This is a genomic window from Geodermatophilus obscurus, from assembly GCF_900115395.1.
Lineage (GTDB): Bacteria > Actinomycetota > Actinomycetes > Mycobacteriales > Geodermatophilaceae > Geodermatophilus > Geodermatophilus obscurus_B.
This window is the reverse complement of sequence record NZ_FOWE01000001.1, coordinates 210,888-231,856: the sequence shown is the minus strand read 5'-3', so window position 1 is coordinate 231,856 and position 20,969 is coordinate 210,888. Positions and strand designations below refer to the sequence as shown.

Annotated in this window: 19 protein-coding genes; 9 read left to right on the top strand and 10 right to left on the bottom strand. The window is 75.9% G+C overall.

Features of this window, described 5'->3' with window-relative positions; translation table 11 throughout:
* Positions 1–231 precede the first annotated feature (231 nt).
* The gene (locus BM165_RS01110; protein WP_075011679.1) at positions 232–1,779 is read left to right on the top strand and encodes an HNH endonuclease signature motif containing protein; all 1,548 of its coding nucleotides are present in this window, start codon (positions 232–234) and stop codon (positions 1,777–1,779) included.
* Positions 1,780–1,940: 161 nt separating this feature from the next.
* Here BM165_RS01110 and BM165_RS01105 read toward each other — a convergent pair whose 3' ends face one another.
* From BM165_RS01105 to BM165_RS01075, 7 genes are all read right to left on the bottom strand, one after another.
* Complete coding sequence (locus tag BM165_RS01105) at positions 1,941–2,270, bottom strand: hypothetical protein (protein ID WP_075011678.1); 330 nt, start codon at positions 2,268–2,270, stop codon at positions 1,941–1,943.
* Positions 2,239–2,760: a universal stress protein gene (locus BM165_RS01100; RefSeq protein ID WP_075011677.1), complete on the bottom strand. Its 522-nt coding sequence runs from the start codon at positions 2,758–2,760 to the stop codon at positions 2,239–2,241. Before BM165_RS01100 ends, BM165_RS01105 begins: the two co-directional genes overlap by 32 nt.
* A gap of 122 nt (positions 2,761–2,882) precedes the next feature.
* On the bottom strand, positions 2,883–3,893 hold the full coding sequence (locus BM165_RS01095) for an Acg family FMN-binding oxidoreductase (RefSeq protein WP_075011676.1): 1,011 nt from the start codon (positions 3,891–3,893) through the stop codon (positions 2,883–2,885).
* A 48-nt stretch (positions 3,894–3,941) separates the two neighbouring features.
* Positions 3,942–5,156, bottom strand: a complete 1,215-nt coding sequence (locus BM165_RS01090; RefSeq protein ID WP_075011675.1) for a low temperature requirement protein A — start codon at positions 5,154–5,156, stop codon at positions 3,942–3,944.
* Between the two features lie 35 nt (positions 5,157–5,191).
* The gene (locus tag BM165_RS01085) at positions 5,192–6,886 is read right to left on the bottom strand and encodes a potassium channel family protein (RefSeq protein ID WP_244273950.1); all 1,695 of its coding nucleotides are present in this window, start codon (positions 6,884–6,886) and stop codon (positions 5,192–5,194) included.
* 108 nt (positions 6,887–6,994) lie between these two features.
* Complete coding sequence (locus BM165_RS01080) at positions 6,995–7,381, bottom strand: DUF6394 family protein (RefSeq protein ID WP_075011673.1); 387 nt, start codon at positions 7,379–7,381, stop codon at positions 6,995–6,997.
* A gap of 190 nt (positions 7,382–7,571) precedes the next feature.
* Positions 7,572–9,395, bottom strand: a complete 1,824-nt coding sequence (locus BM165_RS01075; RefSeq protein ID WP_075011672.1) for a flavin-containing monooxygenase — start codon at positions 9,393–9,395, stop codon at positions 7,572–7,574.
* A gap of 119 nt (positions 9,396–9,514) precedes the next feature.
* On the opposite strand from BM165_RS01075, the gene BM165_RS01070 reads away from it, so the two are divergent.
* The 4 genes from BM165_RS01070 to BM165_RS01055 all read left to right on the top strand — a co-directional run bounded on the left by BM165_RS01070 (position 9,515) and on the right by BM165_RS01055 (position 14,363).
* A complete protein-coding gene (locus BM165_RS01070; RefSeq protein ID WP_075011671.1) occupies positions 9,515–10,729 on the top strand; it encodes a GAF domain-containing protein in 1,215 nt (404 codons plus the stop codon).
* Positions 10,730–10,769: 40 nt separating this feature from the next.
* Positions 10,770–11,078: a DUF2795 domain-containing protein gene (locus tag BM165_RS01065; protein WP_075011670.1), complete on the top strand. Its 309-nt coding sequence runs from the start codon at positions 10,770–10,772 to the stop codon at positions 11,076–11,078.
* Positions 11,079–11,145: 67 nt separating this feature from the next.
* The gene (locus tag BM165_RS01060; protein WP_075011669.1) at positions 11,146–12,690 is read left to right on the top strand and encodes an ATP-dependent DNA ligase; all 1,545 of its coding nucleotides are present in this window, start codon (positions 11,146–11,148) and stop codon (positions 12,688–12,690) included.
* A 77-nt stretch (positions 12,691–12,767) separates the two neighbouring features.
* On the top strand, positions 12,768–14,363 hold the full coding sequence (locus BM165_RS01055; protein ID WP_083426991.1) for a GGDEF domain-containing protein: 1,596 nt from the start codon (positions 12,768–12,770) through the stop codon (positions 14,361–14,363).
* A 38-nt stretch (positions 14,364–14,401) separates the two neighbouring features.
* Here the strand turns inward: BM165_RS01055 and BM165_RS01050 are convergent, their stop codons facing one another.
* Positions 14,402–15,559, bottom strand: coding sequence for a DUF4185 domain-containing protein (locus BM165_RS01050; protein WP_143107964.1), 1,158 nt, complete (start codon positions 15,557–15,559; stop codon positions 14,402–14,404).
* A 44-nt stretch (positions 15,560–15,603) separates the two neighbouring features.
* On the opposite strand from BM165_RS01050, the gene BM165_RS01045 reads away from it, so the two are divergent.
* Complete coding sequence (locus BM165_RS01045; protein WP_075011667.1) at positions 15,604–16,197, top strand: peroxidase-related enzyme; 594 nt, start codon at positions 15,604–15,606, stop codon at positions 16,195–16,197.
* A 29-nt stretch (positions 16,198–16,226) separates the two neighbouring features.
* Here the strand turns inward: BM165_RS01045 and BM165_RS01040 are convergent, their stop codons facing one another.
* Entirely contained in the window at positions 16,227–17,363 is a 1,137-nt protein-coding gene (locus tag BM165_RS01040; protein WP_075011666.1) for a glycerophosphodiester phosphodiesterase, read from the bottom strand.
* 152 nt (positions 17,364–17,515) lie between these two features.
* Here BM165_RS01040 and BM165_RS01035 point away from each other — a divergent pair, with 152 nt between their 5' ends.
* The 3 genes from BM165_RS01035 (at position 17,516) to BM165_RS01025 (ending at position 20,529) form a co-directional block, all read left to right on the top strand.
* Entirely contained in the window at positions 17,516–18,529 is a 1,014-nt protein-coding gene (locus BM165_RS01035) for an LLM class flavin-dependent oxidoreductase (protein WP_075011665.1), read from the top strand.
* Between the two features lie 105 nt (positions 18,530–18,634).
* Positions 18,635–19,276: a hypothetical protein gene (locus BM165_RS01030; protein ID WP_075011664.1), complete on the top strand. Its 642-nt coding sequence runs from the start codon at positions 18,635–18,637 to the stop codon at positions 19,274–19,276.
* An 80-nt stretch (positions 19,277–19,356) separates the two neighbouring features.
* A complete protein-coding gene (locus BM165_RS01025; protein WP_075011663.1) occupies positions 19,357–20,529 on the top strand; it encodes a MalY/PatB family protein in 1,173 nt (390 codons plus the stop codon).
* Here BM165_RS01025 and BM165_RS01020 read toward each other — a convergent pair.
* Positions 20,496–20,969 (bottom strand): DUF3237 domain-containing protein, encoded by a 474-nt coding sequence (locus tag BM165_RS01020; RefSeq protein WP_075011662.1) that lies wholly within the window; start codon positions 20,967–20,969, stop codon positions 20,496–20,498. The genes BM165_RS01025 and BM165_RS01020 overlap by 34 nt on opposite strands.

The window sequence follows — 20,969 nt, the reverse complement described above, 5'->3', positions numbered from 1 at the left end:
GTGGTGCCCGTGGCGACCCCACCGCCTGACCTGCCGTGCCGCGGTGCACGGGTACCCCGGGCGACGGTGGGCGCTGGTGTGCAGCTCCTCGCCTCGGGACCGCACCTCCGCGCACGCCGTCGTCCCGGGTCCGGGTGGGCCAATGCCCTGGAGCGGCGCCCGAGCGATCTGGCGTGCCGAGTGCCTCCTGACCTGCGGGAACTGTCGTACCCCGGCCGTAGGTTCGCAGGTGTGCAGGAGGTCGCCGTCCACGGGTCGCGCTTCGAGCGTGCGCTGGCCGGTCTCCTGGTCGAGACGCCGGCGCCGTTGCGCCGGCTGCCGGTGTCGTTGCTGTCGCGGGAGCAGATGGCGGCGGAGCTGGCGCGGGTGCAGGCGGTGCGGGCTCGGACCGCCGCCTACGAGGCCGAACTCGTGCTCGGCCTGGCCGATGACTCACCCGATGACGACGACCCGCCGCCCGGCACACCCGGTGCGCGGTCGTGGAAGCCCGATCCCGAGCTGCCCGGGGTGTCGGAGTTCTTTCCCGTCGAGCTGGCGATGGTCCTCAACTGCGGCCGGGTGGCGGCGTCGAAGCTGGCCCACCGAGCCTGGACGTTGCGGGAGAGCCTGCCCGCCACGTGGGCGGCGCTGGCCGCCGGGGTGCTGGACGAGTACCGGGCCCGGATCCTGGTCGAGGCGCTGGAGCACACCGACCCGGGGCTGGCGCGGCGGGTGGAGGCCCGGCTGCTGCCCGAGGCCGCGACCCTGACGGCGGGAAAGCTGAAGAAGCGCGCGCTGGAACTGCTGCTGCAGTTGGACCCCGACGCGGCCGAGCGCCGCCGGGAGCAGGCACAGCGCCACGCCGACGTCCGCCTCGAGCCCTCCCCCGACGAGGGCATGGCGAGACTGACCGCCGACCTGCCCGCCGAGGTGGCCGCGGCCTGCCACGCGGTCATCGACGCACTCGCGGCCATGCTCAAGGCCGACGGCGACCCCCGCCCGATCGGGCAGCTGCGCACCCAGGTGGCCGCCGACCTGATCCAGCGCCCCTGGGACGACAGCCGCCCACCGGTGACCGCGCACCTGCAGATCACCGCGCACCTGCAGATCACCGCGCACCTGCAGATCACCGCGCACCTGCAGATCACCGCCACCCTCGCCTCGCTGGCCGGGTCCTCGACCGGGTGCGGTGCGGTCAACGGGCTGCCGATCACCGCCGCACACCTGCGCGACCTGCTCGCCCGGCTCGACGCCCTCGGCGTACAGGCACCCGACGGCGGATCGGTCACCGTGGCCCTCACCGACGACGACGGCACCCTGCGCGCCACCGGCACGCTGGACCGGCTGCGTCGGCTCGCCGCCCGCGGCTGCCCGGAACACCGGGCCGAGGAGTGCTCGTGTGCGGTGCTCGACCGGCCCCACGCCGTGAACCGCTACAGCCCTTCGGCCGCGCAGCAGGCGTTCGTGCGCGCCCGCGACCGCACCTGCCGCTTCCCCACCTGCGGCCAACGCGTCGGCTGGGCCGACACCGACCACGTCATCCCGCACGCCGCAGGTGGCCCGACCGACTGCGCCAACCTCTGCTGCCTGTGCCGCTGCCACCACCGGCTCAAGACCTTCGCCCGCGGCTGGCGCTTCACCATGGACGCCGACGGGATCCTCACCGTCACCACACCGTCCGGCATCACCAGCACGACCCGCCCACCGGGCATGCGACCACCACCGGCCGCGCCCGACCCGCCACCCCAGGCGGCCGGGCCACCACAGACCGACCCGGACCACGACCCGCCACCGTTCTGAGGTCCCGCCGGGTCGACTTGGCGACAGCTCGATGCGGCGACACCTCGACGCAGCGACACCTCGACGTGGGGACCGATCGACATGCCGACAGCTCGCCTCGTCGCCGTGCCGACCTGCCGACTCGTCGACGAGGCGTCAGGTCGCCTCCGCGCCCGACGGACTCAGTGCTCGGACGAGTGGTGGTGGAAGCGCCGCCACGGGTGCCGGCGGGCGGGCACCTGCGGCTCGCCGGGCGCCGGGCCCGGCATCGCGTCGGCAGCGCGCGGCTGCCCCTGCGCGGCGGCGTCCCTGCTGGCCGTCGCACCGCGGGGCGGCCGGCACTGATCGGCGAGGCGCTCGCGGCTCAGCGATCGCTGCAGCCCGAGCGGATCGCCGCGGTGCCCGCGGGCGGCGACGTCGTGCTGAGCCTCCCACTGGGCGATGAGCTTCTCGTCCGGTGACATCTCCCGGCGCCGGTCGTCACCGGGCGTCGGCGGGGTCGACCTGTCCATGAGCGTCCTCCCTGCTGTCCCTGCTCCCCGGCCGGGCATGGTCCGGCCGGCGCTGTGGGCGCACCACGACCACTGGGCAGCCGGCGGCCTCGACCAGCGAGGTCGTCACCGACCCCAGGAGCCGGCCGCGGACGCCGCCCCGGCCGCGCGAGCCGATGACCAGCATCTCGGCGTCGGCCGACGCGGCGGCCAGCGCGGGGACGGGCGAACGGTGCACCGCCCGGCACTGCACCGTCACGCGCTCGGGCACCCCGGCCGCGGCGACGTCGTGGGCGAGGGCGGCCTGCACCGCCGCCTCGTAGTCGGCCATCGGCGGTACGTACGCCGGCTCCCAGGTCGGCGGCCGCGGCGCGTTGGTCAGCGACCACGCCCGGACCACCGTCAGCCGCAGGCCCGTCCGGTCCGCGAGCCGCCCGGCCCAGGCGAGCGCCGCGCGGGCGCAGGCGGACCCGTCCACCCCGACGACGATCTCTCCGCCGCGATCCGGCATTCCGTCCACCGCAGCACCTCCCGGCCGGTCCCCGGTGACCTCCGCAGTCCAGTGCACGCCCGCAGCGGTCCGCCGGGACAGTGCCGTTGGTCCCCGTGGGGGAGGGTCAGGCGGAGGGAGGGTCAGGCGGAGGGCGTCCTACCGAAGGTGAGCACCTCGGTGACCGGCCGCCGGTTCGTCGACGGCGTCCGGTCACCCGCGGGGTAGCCCAGCCGCAGCAGCATCTGCGGGTGCCCGATCAGCGACAGCCGCGAGCGCAACTGCGAACGGGTCGCCGGCCAGTCCAGGGCCTGGGTCAGCGGTGAGGCGGCCAGCCCGGCCGCGGTGGCCTCCAGCAGCACGCGGCCCAGCGCCCGCCCGGCGGTCAGCCACGCCGCCCGGTCGTCGGCGTCGGTGCCCATCACCACGACCGCGGGACGCTCCACCTCGGGCGGCGCGTCGGGGTCGGGGCCGCGCGGTGCGCCCCCGGCCGGGCGGGACCCGACGACGAAGTCGCGGACCAGCCAGTTCGACGGCCGGGTCGCCGGGTCCTCCCCCGGCACCGCCGCGACCGGGATCCCGTCGACGGCGCCCGGGTCGGTGCGCATCCACCGCTCCAGTTCCGCGAGGTACTCCGGCTCACCCCGCTCGATCTCCTCGGCCCGGGAGATGAGGAACACGGTCGCGACCTCCTCGTCCTCGGTGGTGACCGGCTCCAGCCACACCCGGAAGGCCCCGGCCACCGCCTGCAGCCGCTCGACCAGGTCGGCCGGGACGGCCTGCGGCAGGAAGGGCGCCCGCTCGGTGTGCCGGGCGTCGATCGCCTCGTCGAGGACCCGGTCCTCCTCGTCGGGCTCCCACGGGCCGGTGACCGTCACCGTCGCCAGCAGGTCGGGGTCCGCCGGGTCCGGCAGCAGCTCGACCTCCGTCGCGGACCCGGCGGCGGTCAGCGCGACGACGGCGAACTCGACCGCCACACCACAGCTGACCACGCGCTGGCGCCCGCTCGGGTCCAGTGTCCGCAGCGCCCGCGAGGGGTCGGTGCGCACCGTGAGCCGGTCGCCGTCCGCGACGAACGACCAGGGCTGGGTGTTGTGGATCGACGGTGCGCGGGTCGCGGCCTCGACGACCCGGGTCCACGCGTGCTGGTCCATCCCGTCCTCCCGTCCTCGACTCCCGTGCCCCACCCGGTCGGGCGGGCATCAGACCTCCTCGGTCTCCAGGTCACCGGCCGAGCGCTGCGCCAGGCCCGCGACCACCACGACCGCGACGAGCGCGGCTAGGGCACCGATCACCACGAACGCCGGCAGCTCCAGCAGGGCGTCCAGCGCGGCGACCACGGCGGCCAGGACGGGCCACCACCACTGCCGGCGGGTGTCGCCGGTCATCGCCGACGTCGTCACGCTGGCCGACAGCAGGTAGACCGCCACCCCGCCCGCGACCAGCAGCCGGGTCGCCGGCGGCACCTCCCCGGCCGCGGCCTCGACCACCGCCAGCTCCAGGCCGGCGCCCACGGTGGCCAGCGCGAGCGTCAGCGGCAGGTGGCCGAACACGTAGACGTCGTGGGAGGTGGCGCCGTTGGACTCCCCGGCCTCGCCCAGCAGCCGCTTGGCGCGGGCGCCGGCGAGGTCGAAGTAGCTCCACCACAGCCCCGCCGCCAGCACGAAGCCGAGCACCGCCACCGGCAGCGCGGCCCCCGACCACTTCGCGTCGTAGAGCCCGTGCGCGACCGCCGCCACCGGCTCCCCCAGCACGAGGATGACGAACAGCGCGAACCGCTCGGGCAGGTGCTCGACGTGCAGGGGCACGTCGCTGCGCGAGCGCGTCGCCAGCAGCGGCACCAGCGCCTCGACCAGCACGGCGGCGCCCCACAGCGCGAAGGCGGCCGGCCGGGGCACCGCGAGCGACACCGCCCACAGCACCGCCCCCGCACCGGCCCCGGCCAGGTAGAGGCGGGTGATCGGCCGCGCCTCGGGCACGTGCCGGTGCGCGCGGTGGTACTGCAGGAGCAGCGTCCCGCGCAGCAGCAGCTGGCAGACGACGAAGACGGTGAACCGCTCTCCCGTCGCCTCCGACGCCGAAGCCGCCAGCCCGACGACGGCGGCCATGCTGGCCAGCTTGTACACGCGGTAGACGACGTCGTCGTGGTCGAAGCGGTTGGCGTAGAGCGTCGAGCTGATCCACGACCACCACACCGTGGCGAACAGGCCCGCGAAGACGAGGAACCCGTGCAGGGTGACGTCCTCGCGCAGCGCGATCGCCAGCTCCGCCACGACCAGCACGAACGCCAGGTCGAAGAACAGCTCCAGCCGCGAGGCCGAGCGGTTGTCGTCGGTGCGCAGGCTCGGCGGCCTGACCAGCCCCCCGGGGCCGGTCAGCCCCTGCCACAGTCGTCGGCCCGCTCCCTCGTCGGCCACACGTCCCCCCTCGTCACGAGCGCCGGTCGCGCCGGTCAGGGCGCGGCGGTCGCCTCCGGCAGCGGCCCCGTCCGGGTCAGCTTGCGCCACACCCAGCTCTGCGGCACCCGCTGGCCGGTGACCAGGTAGTCGGCGACGCCGTCGATGAACATCGTCGCCTCCACCTCCCGGTGTACCGCTGCCCGGCCGGCGAAGAGCAGCTCGTCGCCGGGCTGGAGCACCAGGTCACCGTCGGGGGTCATCAGCGCCTCGTCCCCGCGCAGGGCCAGGAGCGGCACGGCCAGCAGGGTCTCGTCCCGGTCGGCGGGGTCGCGCAGCAGGTCGCACAACCGGAACCCCCCGGCGGCCAACCGCGGGTGCAGGGCCGGGGCGTCGTCCGCGGTGAGCCGCACCTTCCACAGCGCCTCGAGGTGGGTGCCGCACGCCTCCAGCAGCCGCTCGACGACGCCGGCCGACCAGTCGTCGGTCTGCCTCGGCAGCTCGCGCAGGAAGCGCCAGAGCAGCGGCGTGCTCAGCCGGGCGTAGGCGTCGTGGGCGACCACCTCGGTCGGCACGAGCAGCGCGTCGACCTCCATCGCGGCGAACAGCGCCGCGTCGGCGGGCTGGTTCTGCCGGGCGGCGACGAACAGGCCGGGGTTGATCCGCCGCGCCTCGGCCACCAGCGACAGGTTGGTCGTGTCGTTGTCGGTGGCGGCGACCAGGCCGACCGCGGACGCCATGTCGGTCGACCGGATGACGTCGGGGTCCGCGGAGTCCCCGACGACGGTCGGCTCCTCCTCCGGCGAGGGGTCGACGGTGGTCACCTCCAGGCCCTCCGCGCGCAGGTCGGCGGCGAAGTGGCGGCCGAACCGCCCGTAGCCGCACACCACCCACCGTCCCGGCGCCGGGGCCTTGCCCCGCGGCGGCAGCTCCGCGCCCGGCCCGCTCTCCAGCCAGGTCATGAGCTGGTAGGACGCCGGGGTCCGCAGCGCCAGCCGCAGGTGGTCGCCGAACCGGTCGAAGGGGTTGATGATCGTCGGCGAGCCGAAGCCGGACATCCGCTCGGCCACCGTCGCCGACGTCGTGCGGGCGACCACCGGGAGCTCGGGGCGCAGCAGCGCGGCGGCCATGGTGACCGCGAGGTTGGCCTCGTCGTCGCCGGTGACGGCCAGCACGCCCTCGCAGTACGGGTGCCCGAGCCCGGCGACGCCGAGCACGTGCGGGTCCCGCGCGTCGCCGACCAGCCCGGGGACGTCGGCCCGGTGGCTGGCGATCTCGAGGGCGTCGATGCGGCTCTCCGAGATGTCGACGACGGTGAACCGGCGGCCCAGCGCGTCGAGGGAGAGCCCGAGCGTCTCGCCGGCCTGTCCGTACCCGGAGATCAGCAGGAACGGCTCGCGCAGCCGGGTGACCTTGCGCGACACGTGCCGCAGTGCCAGCGCCTGGCGGAAGGCGCGGTCCTGCAGCAGCGCCAGCAGCGAGCCGATCGCGTAGGCCCAGCCGACGACGGTCAGGTAGATCGTCGCCGTCGTCCACATCCGCTGGCCGTAGCTGAAGGCGTAGGGGATCTCGCCGAAGCCGATCGTCGTCGCCGTGTAGCTCATGACGTAGAACGCGTCGAACAGGCTCAGCCTGGTCGGCTGCCCCTCCGCGTCGACGCCCGGGATGAGCGAGAGCCCGAGCACGCTGACGAAGAAGATCACGATGAGCGTGATCAGCGGCGCGCGCATCCGCCGGAGGACGACGAACACCGTCGCCGACCCCTCCGCGCGCGGGACGACCGGCGCCCTCCGGCGCGCGCGCCGGCCGCGGGTGGTGACGGGGGGCGGCGGGGCGGCTTCCACGGCGGTCGGCGGCGGTCAGTGGCGCTGGAAGGAGACGGTCTCGACGACGAGCAGCACCACCGAGACGACGTTCGCCAGCAGCGCGCCGCCGGACAGCGACACCATGCTCGCCGTCGCGTTCGCGGTCAGCCCGTCGGTCGAGATGTGCACCGCCCACGCCCACGTCAGGGTCGCCGCGACCAGCTGCAGGTCGGCCACCAGGCTGGTCGCCAGGTGCACCGCGCCGATCTGGGTGCGGTCGCCGAACTTCAGCACCGTGGCGACCAGGCTGACCACCAGCGCGGCGAACAGCTCGTAGACGTTGTGCTGCTCCGGGTCCTCGATGTCGCCGATGAAGAACCCGAAGTTCAGCGTCGCCGCGAGCAGCACGAAGAAGCCGAAGACGACCTTCTCGAGGTTCATGCGGCTCCCGCGGCGGGCTGGGCGGCGACGGCGCCGACCCTAACGCCGCGCAGGCACCGGCGCCCCTAGGTACCGCAGGCACCGGCGCCCCTAGGTACCGCAGGCACCGGCGCCCCTAGGTACCGCAGGCACCGGCGCCGGGGAGTGCGGGGCTCCCCGGCGCCGGGCGTCCTCGGTGGGTCGTGGGTGCTCAGCGGGTGTGGTGCACGTCGGCCAGCCCGTGCACCGGCGTCGGGATGCCGGCGTGGCGGGCCGTGAGCTGCAGCGCCAGGTAGAGCGAGTAGTGCCGCGACTGGTGCAGGTTGCCGCCGTGGAACCACAGCCCCTCCTGCCGGGTGGGCTTCCACATGTTGCGCTGCTCGCCCTCCCACGGGCCCGGGTCCTTGGTCGTGTCCGAGCCCAGGCCCCACACCTTCCCCACCCGGTCGGCGGCCTCCTGGCTGATCAGGTCGGCCGCCCAGCCGTTCATCGACCCGTAGCCGGTGGCGTAGACGACCAGGTCGGCCGGCAGCTCGGTGCCGTCGTCGAGCACGACGGCGTCCTCGGTCAGGCGGACGACCTGCCCGTGCACCAGGTGCACGTCGCCGTTCGCGACCAGGTCGGCGGCGCCGACGTCGATGTAGTAGCCCGAGCCGCGGCGCAGGTACTTCATGAACAGGCCGGAGCCGTCGTCGCCCCAGTCCAGCCAGAACCCCGCCTTCTCCAGCCGGTCGTAGAAGTCGGCGTCGCGCTCCTTCATCTGCTCGTACGCCGGGATCTGGAACTCGTGCAGGATCCGGTAGGGCAGCGAGGCGAAGACCAGGTCGGCCTTCTCCGTCGTCATGCCGGCGGCCACCGCCTCCTCGCTGTAGAGCGCCCCGAGCCCGATCTCCATCAGGCTGCTGCTGCGCACGATGTGCGTCGAGGACCGCTGGACCATCGTCACGTCGGCGCCGTGCTCCCACAGCGCGCCGCAGATGTCGAAGGCGGAGTTGTTGCTCCCCACCACGACCACCCGCTTGCCGGCGTAGGCGTCCGGGCCGGGGTGGGCCGAGGAGTGGTGCTGCTCGCCGCGGAACACGTCCTGGCCGGGCAGCACGGGCACGTTCGGCTTGCCGCTCATCCCGGTGGCCAGCACCAGCTGCTGCGGCCGGAGCGTGAGCTCCTCGCCGTCGCGGACCAGCTCCACGGTCCACTCGCCGGCCGCCTCGTCGTAGGCCGCGCTGCGGACCTCGGTGCTGCCCCAGTACGGGATCTCCATGACCTTCACGTACGACTCGAGCCAGTCGGCGATCTTGTCCTTGGGCGAGAACACCGGCCAGTTGTCGGGGAACGGCAGGTAGGGCAGGTGGTCGTACCAGACGGGGTCGTGCAGGCAGAGGGACTTGTAGCGGCTGCGCCACTGGTCGCCGGGCCGGGCGTGCCGGTCGACGACGAGGGCCGGCACGCCCAGCTGGCGCAGCCGGGCACCCAGCGCGACGCCGCCCTGCCCCCCGCCGACGACGAGCACGTACGGCTGGGTGGTGCGGCCGAGCTCGGCCTCCTCGCGGGCGCGCCGCTCGGCCCACGTCAGCCGCTGCCGGTCCACCCCGTGCTCGGCGCCCCTGGGCCGGCCGGGGCCGCGCGGCTCCTCGTGCCCCGTGAGCTCGTACAGCGTGGTGAGGAACGTCCATGCCCGAAGCTGCCCGTCCTCCTCGACCAGCCGGACCAGCCCCTTGCCGCGGCCGACCGCCGTCTGGAAGGTGAACCAGGCGGTGGTGACGCCGTCGGCCTCCTCCGGTTCCTCGCTGACGGCGAAGCCCGAGGGGTCGGTGCGGTCCAGCGTGGCGGTGAGCAGGTCCGTCACGCCCGCGCGGTGCTCGACGGTGGTGATGTTCCAGCTGAAGGCGACCAGGTCGCGCCAGTAGCTCGTGCTCGCGAACAGGCCGGCGGCCCGCTCGACGTCGCGGGCGCGGAACGCGTCCTCCAGAGCGGCGAACCAGTCGGCCGCACGGCGGGCGGCGCCCTGCGGGGGCGCGTCCAGGGTCTGCGTCACGCAGGCCTCCTCTTCCCGGTCTGACGTCGTCCCGGTCGGGCGTGGTGTGATGTGCAGCACAGCGCCCCGCGGTCCGGAGCGGGAGCGTTGCAGCGGATTGCACGCCCGAGGAGGCGCCGGTGCCCGCGTGGTCGGCGGTCGCGCCCGGGACCGACCTGTCCACCCACGCCCGGGTGCTCTCCCGGGTGCACGACGCCGTCCTCGCCGGCGGGCGCCCGCCGGTGCGGCCGCGGCGCGTGGTCGAGCGGTCCTGGTCGCGCGTGCTGGGCCTCGGCATGGACCCCGACCGCCCCCGCGCGCGCGACCCGCTGCCGGTGGAGGCCGTCGAGGCGCGCCGGCGGGGCTCGGGCCTGTCCCCGGTCGTCGACGAGCTGCGGCAGGTCCTGGTCGGCGTCGCCGACGCCTCGTCCGCCCTCGTCGTGGTGACCGACGCCGACGGCGTGGTGCTGTGGCGCGAGGGGTCGTCGGGCACCCGGCGGCAGGCCGACCGGCTGGGCTTCGCCGAGGGGGCGACCTGGACCGAGGCGGCGGTGGGCACGAACGCGATCGGCACCGCGCTGGCCGAGGCCGCGCCGGTGCAACTGTTCTCCGCCGAGCACTTCGAGGCCGCCCAGCACCCCTGGTACTGCTCGGCGGCGCCGGTGCACTCGCCGGTCACCGGCGACCTGCTCGGCGTCGTCGACGTCAGCGGGCCGGCGCTCACGCTGCACCCGGCGATCGGCGCGCTGGTGGAGACCTCGGTGCGGCTGGCCGAGTCGGGCCTGTGGCGGCGGCACGAGCAGCACCTCGAGCGGCTGCGGCGCAGCGCCGAGCCGGTGCTCGGGACCGTGCGCGGGCCGCTGCTGGTCGTCGACGACGACGGGTGGGTGGCCGTGCGGTCGGGCATCGCCGCGGGTCCCCGGGTGGCCGTCCCGCGCGCCGGCCGCCCCGTCGCGGTGGCCGGGCTGGGCCTGTGCACCCCGGAGCGGCTGGGCGAGGGCTGGTTGGTGCGCCCGTACGAGCCGCGGGCGACGGTGGCCGCCGAGCTCGACCTCGCCGCCGCGCCGGTGCTGCGGGTGTCCGCCGGCGAGGGCTCGCCGCACGGGGGGTCGTGGTCGGCCGCGCTGACCCGCCGGCAGGCCCAGGTCCTCGCGCTGGTCGCGCGCGCCGGCCGGCAGGGGACGGACGCCGCCGCACTGGGCCGCGGCCTGTTCGGCGACGACGGGCACGTGGTCGCCGCGCGCGCCGAGGTGTCCCGGCTGCGCCGCGTCGTCGGCGACCTCGTGGCGACAGCGCCCTACCGCCTCGCCGACGGCGTCACGCTGACGGTGCGTACCGGACCGGGCGGCGGGTAGCCCCCCGGCGTCCCCCTCCCTGAGTCCCCGAGGAGACCACGTGGCCGACGCCGTACCCGCCCAGGACGTGCTCGCGCACCTCGGCGAGGTCGACTACCCCGCCGACAAGGACGCCCTGATGGTGGCCGCCGAGCGGCACGGCGCCCCCGACACGGTGCTGCGCGCCCTCCGGACGGTGCCGCCCGGGATCGACTACGCCCACGCCGACGAGGTGGTCCGCGCGCTCGGCCCGGCCTCCGACTCCGGCGAGGACGAGACGCACGCCGCCGAGCGCGCCCGCGCCGACGCGCGCGCGGCCTTCACCGGGCACCCGGCCGACCCGCAGGCCGGCGGCGAGCCCACCGGCTGACCTCCCAGGAGCGGCCTGCGCCGCGCGGGAACCCGCCGGTGTCGTACCCGGCTGACAGCATGGCGGCGTGTTGCTCGCCGACGTCGTCACCGCGTCCGCCGCGGTGGCCGCCACCCGGGCCCGGACGGCGAAGGCGGCCGCCATCGCCGGGGCGCTGCGGGGCGCCGGGCCCGGCGAGGTCGGCCCGGTCGCCGCGTGGCTGGCCGGTGAGCTGCCGCAGGGGCGGGTCGGCGTCGGCTGGCGGACGTTGTCGCGCGCGGTGCCCGGGCCGGCGGCCGCGCCGTCGCTGACGGTCGCCGCGGTCGACGCCGCCCTCACCGCGCTCGCGGCCACCTCCGGCAGCGGCTCCACCGCCCGCCGCGAGGCGCTGCTCGGGGAGGTGCTCGCGGCCGCCACCGCCGACGAGCAGCGCTTCCTCGTGCGGCTGCTCGGCGGGGAGCTGCGCCAGGGCGCGCTGGAGGGCGTGCTCCTCGACGCCGTCGCCGCCGCCGCGGAGGTGCCGCTGGCGGTCGTGCGCCGCGCCGCGATGCTCACCGGCCGGCTCGACGAGACGGCTGCCACCGCGCTCACCGGCGGCGAGGCGGCGCTGGCCGCCGTCGGGCTGCGGGTGGGCCGGCCGGTGCGGCCGATGCTGGCGAGCCCCGGCTCCTCCCTCGACGCCGCGCTCGCCGACCTCGGCGCGGAGGTGACCGTGGAGCACAAGCTCGACGGCGCGCGCATCCAGGTCCACCGCGACGGCGACACGGTGCGGGTGTGGACCCGCACCCTGCGCGAGGTCACCGACGGCGTGCCCGAGCTGGTCGCCTGCGTGCGCGCGCTGCCGTGCCGCACCGCCGTCCTGGACGGCGAGACCCTCGCCCTCGACGACGACGGCCGGCCGCGCGCCTTCCAGGACACGATGAGCCGCTTCGGCAGCGACGGCGCCGACCCCGACGACGCCGCCGCGGTGCTGCTCTCGCCGTTCTTCTTCGACGTGCTGCACCTCGACGGCCGCGACCTGCTCGACGAGCCGCTGGCCGCCCGCCTCGACGTCCTCGACCGGCTGCTGGCCGCCGAGGACGCCGCGCCGCTGCGGATGCCCGGGGCCCGGCGCCCCACCCCGGAGCGGGCGGCCGCCGTGCTCGACGACGCGCTGGCCGCCGGCCACGAGGGCGTGGTGGTCAAGGCGCTCGACGCGCCCTACGCCGCCGGCCGCCGCGGCCGCGCCTGGCAGAAGGTCAAGCCGGTGCACACCCTCGACCTCGTCGTCCTCGGCGTCGAGTGGGGGTACGGCCGGCGCACCGGGAAGCTGTCCAACATCCACCTCGGCGCGCGCGACCCCGACGGCGGCGAGCCGCTCATGGTGGGCAAGACGTTCAAGGGCATGACCGACGAGCTGCTGGACTGGCAGACGGCCACCTTCCCGGCGCACGCCCGCGCCGAGCACCCGTGGGGGCTGGAGCTACGGCCGGAGGTGGTCGTGGAGGTGGCCCTCGACGGCGCCCAGCGCAGCACCCGCTACCCCGGCGGCGTCGCGCTGCGCTTCGCCCGGGTGCTGCGCTACCGCCCCGACCGCGGCCCGGCCGACGCCGACACCGTGGACGCGGTGCGCGCGCTGCTGGCGGGGGGCTGAGCGCCGTGCTCACCCGTCCGGGTGGGGGCGGCCCGGCCCGGCTCACGGACGCCGACGGCGCGGCCGATGCGACGGTCGTGACCAGTCTCGCGGTCCGGGAGGACGCGCTCGCCGAGGGTGAGGTACCCGTGCCGGAAGCGGTCGGCGCGCTGCTCGCGGACCTCGACGAGCTGGAGACCCTGTCCCGCTTCGCCGCCGGGTCGGCAACCGGGCGCGCCGAGGCCGCGGCCGAGACCGCCCGGCAGCTGGGCCGCCCCGACCTCGAACAGCGTGCCCGCCTGGTCCGCGCCGACCTGCAGCGCCGGCGCGGCGCCGTCGCCGAGGCCGGCCGGACCGCCTCCGAGGTGCACCGCTGGGCCACCGAGGCCCGCGACCGGTACCTGATGGCCCGCAGCTCCTTCGTGCTCACCGCCGTCCTGCAGGAGGTCGGCGACCTGGCCGGCGCGCTCGAGCACGCCGTCTCCTCGATCGACCTGCTCGACGAGACCGCCCTGCCGGCGCTGCGGATCGACCACCTGGTGCGGCTGGCCGACGTCCTCGGGCTGGCCCGTGACCCCGCCGCACCCGAGCGCTACACCGCCGTGCTGCGGCTGGCCGAGGAGCTCGGTGACGTCGACCGGCAGCTGCGCATCCTCAACAACCGCGCCTACACCGACACGCTGGCCGGCCGCTTCGACGACGCGCTGGCGCACAGCGACCGGTTGCAGGAGCTGGCGCGGGCGCACGGGCGCCCGCTCGCCGTCGGCGACCTCGACACCGTCGCCCGCGCGCTCATGGGCGCCGACCGGTTGACCGAGGCCGAGGCGGCGCTGCGGCTCGGCCTCGCGCCCGAGGTGCTCGAGGCCTCCTCCGACGGCGACGCCGGCGCGGACTTCCTGCTCACCCTCGCCGAGGTGCAGCGCCGCCGCGGCGAGGTGGACCTCGCGCAGGACACCCTCTCCGAGTGCGTCCGGCGCTGCGACCTGCACGGCCTGACCGCCATCCGGGTGCGCGCCCGCGCCGAGCAGGCCGAGCTGCACGCCGCCGTCGGGGACCACCGGGCCGCGTACGAGGAGCACAAGCGGTACGTCGCCGAGCTCGTGGAGCTGCAGTCCGCGCAGCGCGAGGCCCGCGCCCGGGCGCTGCAGGCGGTGTACGAGACCACCGAGGCGCGCCGGCAGAGCCGCCGCTGGCGCGAACTGTCGCTGCGCGACCCGCTCACCGGCCTCTATAACCGCCGCCACGTCGACGAGGAGCTGCCGCGGCTGCTCGCCGGTGGCACCGACCGGCTGTGGGTGGCGCTGCTCGACCTCGACCACTTCAAGCGGGTCAACGACACCTGCTCGCACGCCGTCGGCGACGAGGTGCTGCGCGCGGTCGCGACCCTGCTGCAGGAGATCCCGGCCCCGGGCGGCGGCTCGTTCGCCGCGCGGATGGGCGGTGAGGAGTTCCTCCTCGTGCTGCCCGGCATCGACGACGAGGACGCGGCCACACACCTGGAGCGCGTCCGCAGCGCCGTCGCGGCGCACCCGTGGGCCGGCCTGACCGGTGGCCTGCCGGTGACGGTCAGCGCCGGTGCCGCGAGCGCCGCCGAGGTCCCCGACCCGACCCCGGCGCAGCTGCTGGGGCTGGCCGACGCCCGCCTCTACCGCGCCAAGCGCGCCGGCCGCGACCGCGTCGTCGCCACGGGCTGACCCGCCCGGGGCCGGTCACCGGACAGCGGCGAGTGCCGTCAGCGGGGGCGGGGGATCTCGGCGAACAGCGGGCGGCCGACCTCGGGCCGGGCGAGCAGCTGGGCGAGGTCGGTGGTGTTGCGCGAGACCGAGACGAGTAGGCCGCCGGAGCTCAGCGGCACCTCCGGGTGGGCGAGCGGGGCGTAGGTCAGCACGCCGGTGTCGTAGCCGGCGGGCGCCGGCAGCGCGCGGGACGGCGCCCACGGCCCGGTCGGCCCGGGCGCGGTCCAGGTCCACACGAAGTCGGCCAGGTCGCCGCCGCGCTTGGACACCGCCACCCAGGTGCCGTCGACCTCGTCGACCGACAGCGTCTGCGACACCCCTCCGTCGGCGGCCAGCACCGGGGCGGCGGCGGCGATGTCGGGCTGCCACCGGGTGCCGTCCCAGAACCGCCAGGTGCCGCGGTCGGCGGGGTCGGCCACCGGGATGCGGGCGACGTAGAGCTCGCGGCCGAACTCGAACGGCTCCCCGGTCAGCCGGGTGCCGTAGACGTGGTACCAGTCGCCGCTCACGGTCGCCGCCGCACCCCAGTTGACCTGCTGCTCGGAGGTGTCGTCGGGCGTCAGCTCGAGCACCTCCAGCGGCTGCGGGGCCTCGCCGGCCCGCACGGTGAACACCGCCGCCGTCGTGCCGCGGAAGCGGAAGTCGAGGGCGCCGCCGGACCCGTCGCCGCGCTCGGTGCGCGCGCACAGCACGACGACGACGTCGTCGACGCCGGCGTCGGCCAGTCCCTCGGTCGGCGGCAGGACCACCACCGACATCGGCCACCGCACCACGTCGCCGGACACGTCCGGCACCACCGGCCCGTTGCCGGGGGGCAGCAGCTGGGACACGCACGTGCCCGAGGTGACGAGCAGGGAGTTGGCGACCAGGCGGGGCGTGACGTCGCCGGCGCGGACCGTGTCGCCGAAGACCCACACCAGCCGGCCGTCGGAGAGGCGCGCGCTGGCGCCGACGTCCCCGGCCTGCCAGTAGGGCAGGTCGCCGCGGGCGACGACCTGGTTGACCAGGTCGGCGGAGGCCAGCGGCGGGCTGCCCGCGGGCGGGCACGCCGGCTCGAGGCGGTAGGGCCGCGGGCCGTCGTCCGCCGGGCCCGGGTCCGCGCACCCCGTCAGGAGCAGCGTCAGCGCGAGCAGCGCGGAGCACCGGCGGGGCACGGTGCCCACTCTGCCCGACGGCTCCCGGGGAGCAGACTGCACCGGTGAGCGCCGACACCCCGCCGATCAGCCTCTTCCCCGTCGCCGACCCCGCCGCCCTGCCGGCCGACCTCGCCGAGCGGTACGCCGACGTGCAGGAGCGCTCGGGGTTCCTGCCCAACGTGTTCGCGGCGCTGGCCTGGCGGCCGGAGGAGGCCCGGGCCTTCTTCGCCATGCACGACGCGCTGATGGACAAGGACACCCCGGGCCTGTCCAACGGTGAGCGCGAGCTGATCGTGGTGGCCACCAGCGCGGCCAACGACTGCGCCTACTGCGTCGTGGCGCACGGGGCGATCGCCCGCATCCGCACCCGTGACCCGCTGCTGGCCGACCTGGTCGCCGTCGACTGGCGCAAGGCGCCGCTGGACGAGCGGATGCACACCGTCCTCGACGTCGCCGTCCGGCTGGCCACCGACCCGGCCGCGGTGACCGCCGCCGACCTCGGCCGGCTGCGCGCCGCGGGCCTCAGCGACGACGACGTCTGGGACGTCGGCGCGATCACCGCCTTCTTCGCGCTGTCCAACCGGCTGGCGCACTTCGCGGCGATCCCGCCCAACCCCGAGTTCCACCTGCTGGGCCGCCTCCCCCGGGAGCGGTGACCCGCACCGCTCCCGGGGGAGGCGGACGATCAGCCCGCCGACTCCTCGAACAGCTCCCGGGCGACGACACCGGTGTCGGGGTTGTCGGTGAACAGCCCGTCGACGCCGGCCTTGAGGAACCGCAGCTGCTCGTCGATGGCGCGGCCGTAGGCGGCGGGGTCGTCGCCCTCCCGCAGGTCGGTGGGCAGGAAGCTGTTCTCGTTGCGGAACGTGTACGGGTGGACCAGAAGGTCAGCGGCGTGCGCGTCCTCGACCAGCGCCGACGGCTCGCCCAGGCTGCCGTCGGGCAGCCGCGGGATGACCAGGTTCTTGTCCGGGCCGACGCCGTCGGCGTACTCCCCGACGGCGGCGAGGCCCTCGGCGGTGACCAGGTCGGCGTAGGTGCGCGGGTCACCGGCGGCGACCAGGTCGTAGGGCGCCCCGGTAGCCGACAGCAGCTGCACCAGCGGGACGTCGACCATCGTGTCGAGGTCGCGCAGGTTCGCCGTCTCGAACGACTGGAGGAACACCGGGGCGTGCCGGTGGGCCAGGTGCGCCTCGCGCAGGTCCTCGACCAGCGGCTCCTCCATCGACAGCCCGATGCCGTCGAAGTAGGTGGGGTGCTTGGTCTCGACGTAGGCGCCGATCTCGCGGCGCAGCTCGCGGCTGAGCTCCTCGCGCAGCTCCAGGAACTCGTCGACGGTGGGGACGGCGTAGAGCCCGTCGTAGAGGGTGTTCTCCTCGCGGACGTCGGGCAGCCGCTCGACCGCCCGCAGGGTGCGCAGCTCCTCGAGGGTGAAGTCCTCGGTGAACCAGCCGGTCAGCTCGACGCCGTCGATGGTGCGCGTGGTGCGGCGGTCGGCGAACTCGGGGAGGTCGGCGACGTCGGTGGTCCCCGAGATCTCGTTCTCGTGCCGGCACACCAGGACGCCGTCGGCGGTGTTCACCGCGTCGCACTCGATGTAGTCGGCGCCCATCCGGGCGGCGAGCTCGTAGGCAGCCAGCGTGTGCTCCGGGCGGTAGCCCGAGGCGCCGCGGTGACCGATGACGATCGGCTCGTCCGACCCGGTCGCCGCGTGTCCCGGCGGGGAGGACGGCGGGGTCGCCGACGCGGGTGCGGCGAGGACGACCGGGACGGCGATCAGGGCGACGACGGCGCCGGCGCGACGACGGGACGGAACGGGCACGGTTGCCTCCGCGGGCTCGGCGGCGACTCTCGCCGGCGGCCCGTCCGGCACATCATCCGGTGGAGGTGGACGGCCCGCCGACGGAGCGGCGAACACCGGGTGAACCCGTCTCCGGGCCACCGGTACCGACCGGGGCGGGCAGGATCGGCGCCATGCCCGCCCCCGGCACCCCCCTGCAGCACCTGGGTTTCCTCACCATCGGCTCCTTCGACCCGACCGACCCCCGGCCCGGGCACGAGGCGACGCTGCGCGTGGTCGAGCTCGGCGAGCAGCTCGGCTTCGACAGCGCCTGGCTGCGCCACCGGCACCTGCAGCCCGGCATCTCCTCACCGGTCGCCGTCCTGGCGGCGCTGACCCAGCGGACGTCGCGGATCGCGCTCGGCACCGCCGTCACCCCGCTGGCGTGGGAGAACCCGCTGCGGCTGGCCGAGGACCTCGCCACCGTGGACGTGCTCTCCGGCGGGCGGCTCCACCCGGGCGTGAGCATCGGCCCGCCGATGCACTGGGACGACGTCCGCGGCGCGCTCTACCCCGACACCGCCGATGCCGAGGACTTCACCTACACCCGGGTGGAGCGCCTGCTGCGGCTGGTCGCCGGCGAGCCCGCCGCGTCCTTCTCCGGGCGCGAGGGGGTCGCCGAGGAGTGGTCGGACCGGGTGCAGCCGCACTCCCCCGGCCTGCGCGAGCGGCTCTGGTACGGCGGCGGCAGCACCCGGTCGGCGCAGTGGGCCGGACAGGCCGGGATGAACCTGCTGACCAGCAGCGTGGTCAAGGCCGAGGGCGACCGGACCGACTTCGCCGCAATCCAGGCCGAACAGGTCCGGGCCTACCGCGAGGCCGGCGGCACCGGCCGGGTGTCGCAGGGCCTGGTGGTCATCCCCACCGACTCCGCCACCGCCGACCAGCGCGAGCGCTACGCCGCCTACGTCGCCGAGCGCACCCCGCGCACCCGCAGCCCGCAGGGCCCGGCGCGGCTGCTGTTCGCCGCGGACCTCGTCGGCTCCTCGGAGGAGATCGCCGAGGCGCTGTACGCGCACGCCGGGTTCCGCGAGGTCACCGACGTGGCCTTCGCGCTGCCGTTCAGCTTCGCCGAGACCGACTACGAGCAGATCCTCACGGACATCGCCACCCGCCTCGGCCCGCAGCTCGGGTGGACACCGGTCTGACCTCGCCCGGGGTCGCATGACGATCCGGTGACGAAGCTCCCGGAGACCTGGCGACCGGTCGCCGCGGGTGCATCCTGCCCCCGTACGCCGTGAGGGGAGGCCCCGGTGCCCACGACCGTCCCACCCGCCGCCGGGAGACTGCTCATCCGGGTCTCCATCGGCGTCCCGGCCACCGTCCTGGGCCTCGCCGGTGCGGTGACCGAGGGCTGGCCGGTGCTCGCCTGGGGAGCCGTCCTGGCCGTCGTGGGCGCGTCCGGGCTGGCCTGGCTGCACCGCAGCTGCGGCGACGTCGTGCCGGACCTCGCGCACCCGGCGACGGGCGCCTGCGCGCTGGCCACCGTGCCGGCGGTCCTGTCCGGCGCCATGGTGCTGGAAGCCGCCGGAGGGCTGCTCGTGATGGTCCTGATGGTCGCCGGCTCGGTGGCCTTCGGGCTGTGGCTCCCCGGGGACCGGGTCGCCACCCCGGCCTCCCGGTCGGGAGCGCCCGCCACCCCCGTCCCCGACGACGCCGCGCTGCGCGAGGTCCTGCGCGCGGCGACCACCGCTCGTCTGCTCGACGAGTGGCGGGCACTCCAGGACCGAGTCGACCAGGGCATCCCGGCCGGCCTGGCCCAGGTCCGCCTCCGCGCCGCGCTGATCGACGAGTTGGCCACCCGGGACCCGGCCGGCACCGCCCGCTGGCTCGTCGACGACCCGACCGGTCCCCCCGAGCACCACATCCGTCGGGAGCCCGGCGGCGGTGACTGACCCGCCGCCGGCGGGACCCGCCGCGCGCCTCCCGCCGGCGGCGGGCAGGATCACCGCGTCCGGCCGGCGGAGGGGAGCGCATGGACGACGTGGACCGCGCCGTCGCGGCGCTGCGCGCCCGGGGGTCGCTGAAGTGGACCCGCCACCCCGACGCCCTCGGCGCGTGGGTGGCCGAGATGGACCTCGGGACGGCGCCGGCGATCACCCGGGCACTGCACGACGCCGTCGACCGCGGCCTGCTCGGCTACCTCCCTGACTGGCTGGCCGACGACGTCGCCGCGGCCTGGTGCGGCTTCGCCCGCGACCGCTACGGCTGGGACGTCCCGCCCGAGCGCGTCCGGCCGTTGCCCGACGTCCTCGCCGGCCTGTCCGCCGCCATCACCCACTTGTCCCGGCCGGGCTCGCCGGTGGTGCTGCCGACGCCGGCCTACATGCCCTTCCTCGAGGTGCCCCCGGCGCTGGGCCGGGAGGTCCTCGAGGTGCCGATGGCCCGCGACGGCGACCGGTACGTGTACGACCTCGACGCGCTCGACGCCGCCTTCCGCGCCGGCGGGCACCTGCTGGTGTTGTGCAACCCGCACAACCCGATCGGCCGGGTGCTGGAGCCCGCGGAGATGCTCGCCGTCGCCGCGGTCGTCGACCGGCACGGCGGGCGGGTCTTCTCCGACGAGGTGCACGCCCCGCTGGTCTTCCCCGGCCACCGGCACGTGCCCTACGCCTCCCTCGACCAGGTGACGGCGGCGCACGCGCTGACGGCCACCAGCGCGTCGAAGGCATGGGACCTCGCGGGCCTGAAGTACGCGCAGCTGGTGCTGAGCAACGACGCCGACGCCGCGACGTGGGCGCGGGTGGGGTACCCGGTCGAGCACGGCGCCTCGACCCTGGGCGCGGTGGCCAACGTCGCCGCGTACCGCGACGGCGTCGCCTGGCTCGACGGGACGCTCGCCGTCCTCGACCGGCACCGCCGGCTGCTCGCGGACCTGCTCGCCGAGCACCTGCCGCACGCCCGGTACCGCCCGCCGGAGGGCACCTACCTCGCCTGGGTCGAGGGCCTCGGCGTCGACGACCCGGGCGACCTGCTGCTGGAGCGGGCCGGGGTGGCGGTGGTCGACGGCGCCCGTTGCGGCGCCGCCGGCCGCGGCGCGATCCGGATGGACCTGGCGACCCCGGAGCCGGTGCTGACCGCGATCGTCGAGCGCATGGCCGCCGCGCTGCGGGGTCAGTCCGACGGCTCCCCCGGCGCGACCCGGTAGACCCGGTACTCCACCCGCTTCCCGGGCACCAGGCGTCCCTCGGCCACGAAGACGGCCTGGTTGACCCAGGCGTAGCGCTCGTCACCGGCCTCGAGCCGCAGGGCGGTGACGAAGTACTGGTCGCCGAAGCCCGTCGCCGGACCCTCGCCGCCCATGAGTGCGAGGACGGCCGGTGTCAGCTCCAGCAGCCCCGTGTACTGCAGGTAGACGTACGCGCCGTCCACCGTCTGCATCGTGGTGCGCACGTCGATCCGGCCGAACCCGTCGGGGCCGACCAGCATCCAGTCCGCACCGCCGCCGACGATCCTGCCCTTCAGCCGCTCGCCGGAGATCTCGCCGCCGGTGACGGTCCCCTCGATGCGGTTCCCGTAGGGCCCGGGACCGACCGGGTGGGGTTCGACGTCGGCGTGGTAGTCGAACTCGGGCACCAGATGGGGCAT

Bases quoted from the DNA above. Each gene is read 5' to 3' on its own strand.
- BM165_RS01020 (WP_075011662.1), bottom strand. From the start codon at position 20,969: ATGCCCCATCTGGTGCCCGAGTTCGACTACCACGCCGACGTCGAACCC.
- BM165_RS01100 (WP_075011677.1), bottom strand. From the start codon at position 2,760: ATGCCGGATCGCGGCGGAGAGATCGTCGTCGGGGTGGACGGGTCCGCC.
- BM165_RS01105 (WP_075011678.1), bottom strand. From the start codon at position 2,270: ATGGACAGGTCGACCCCGCCGACGCCCGGTGACGACCGGCGCCGGGAG.
- BM165_RS01095 (WP_075011676.1), bottom strand. From the start codon at position 3,893: ATGGACCAGCACGCGTGGACCCGGGTCGTCGAGGCCGCGACCCGCGCA.
- BM165_RS01025 (WP_075011663.1), top strand. From the start codon at position 19,357: ATGGACGACGTGGACCGCGCCGTCGCGGCGCTGCGCGCCCGGGGGTCG.
- BM165_RS01080 (WP_075011673.1), bottom strand. From the start codon at position 7,381: ATGAACCTCGAGAAGGTCGTCTTCGGCTTCTTCGTGCTGCTCGCGGCG.
- BM165_RS01035 (WP_075011665.1), top strand. From the start codon at position 17,516: ATGCCCGCCCCCGGCACCCCCCTGCAGCACCTGGGTTTCCTCACCATC.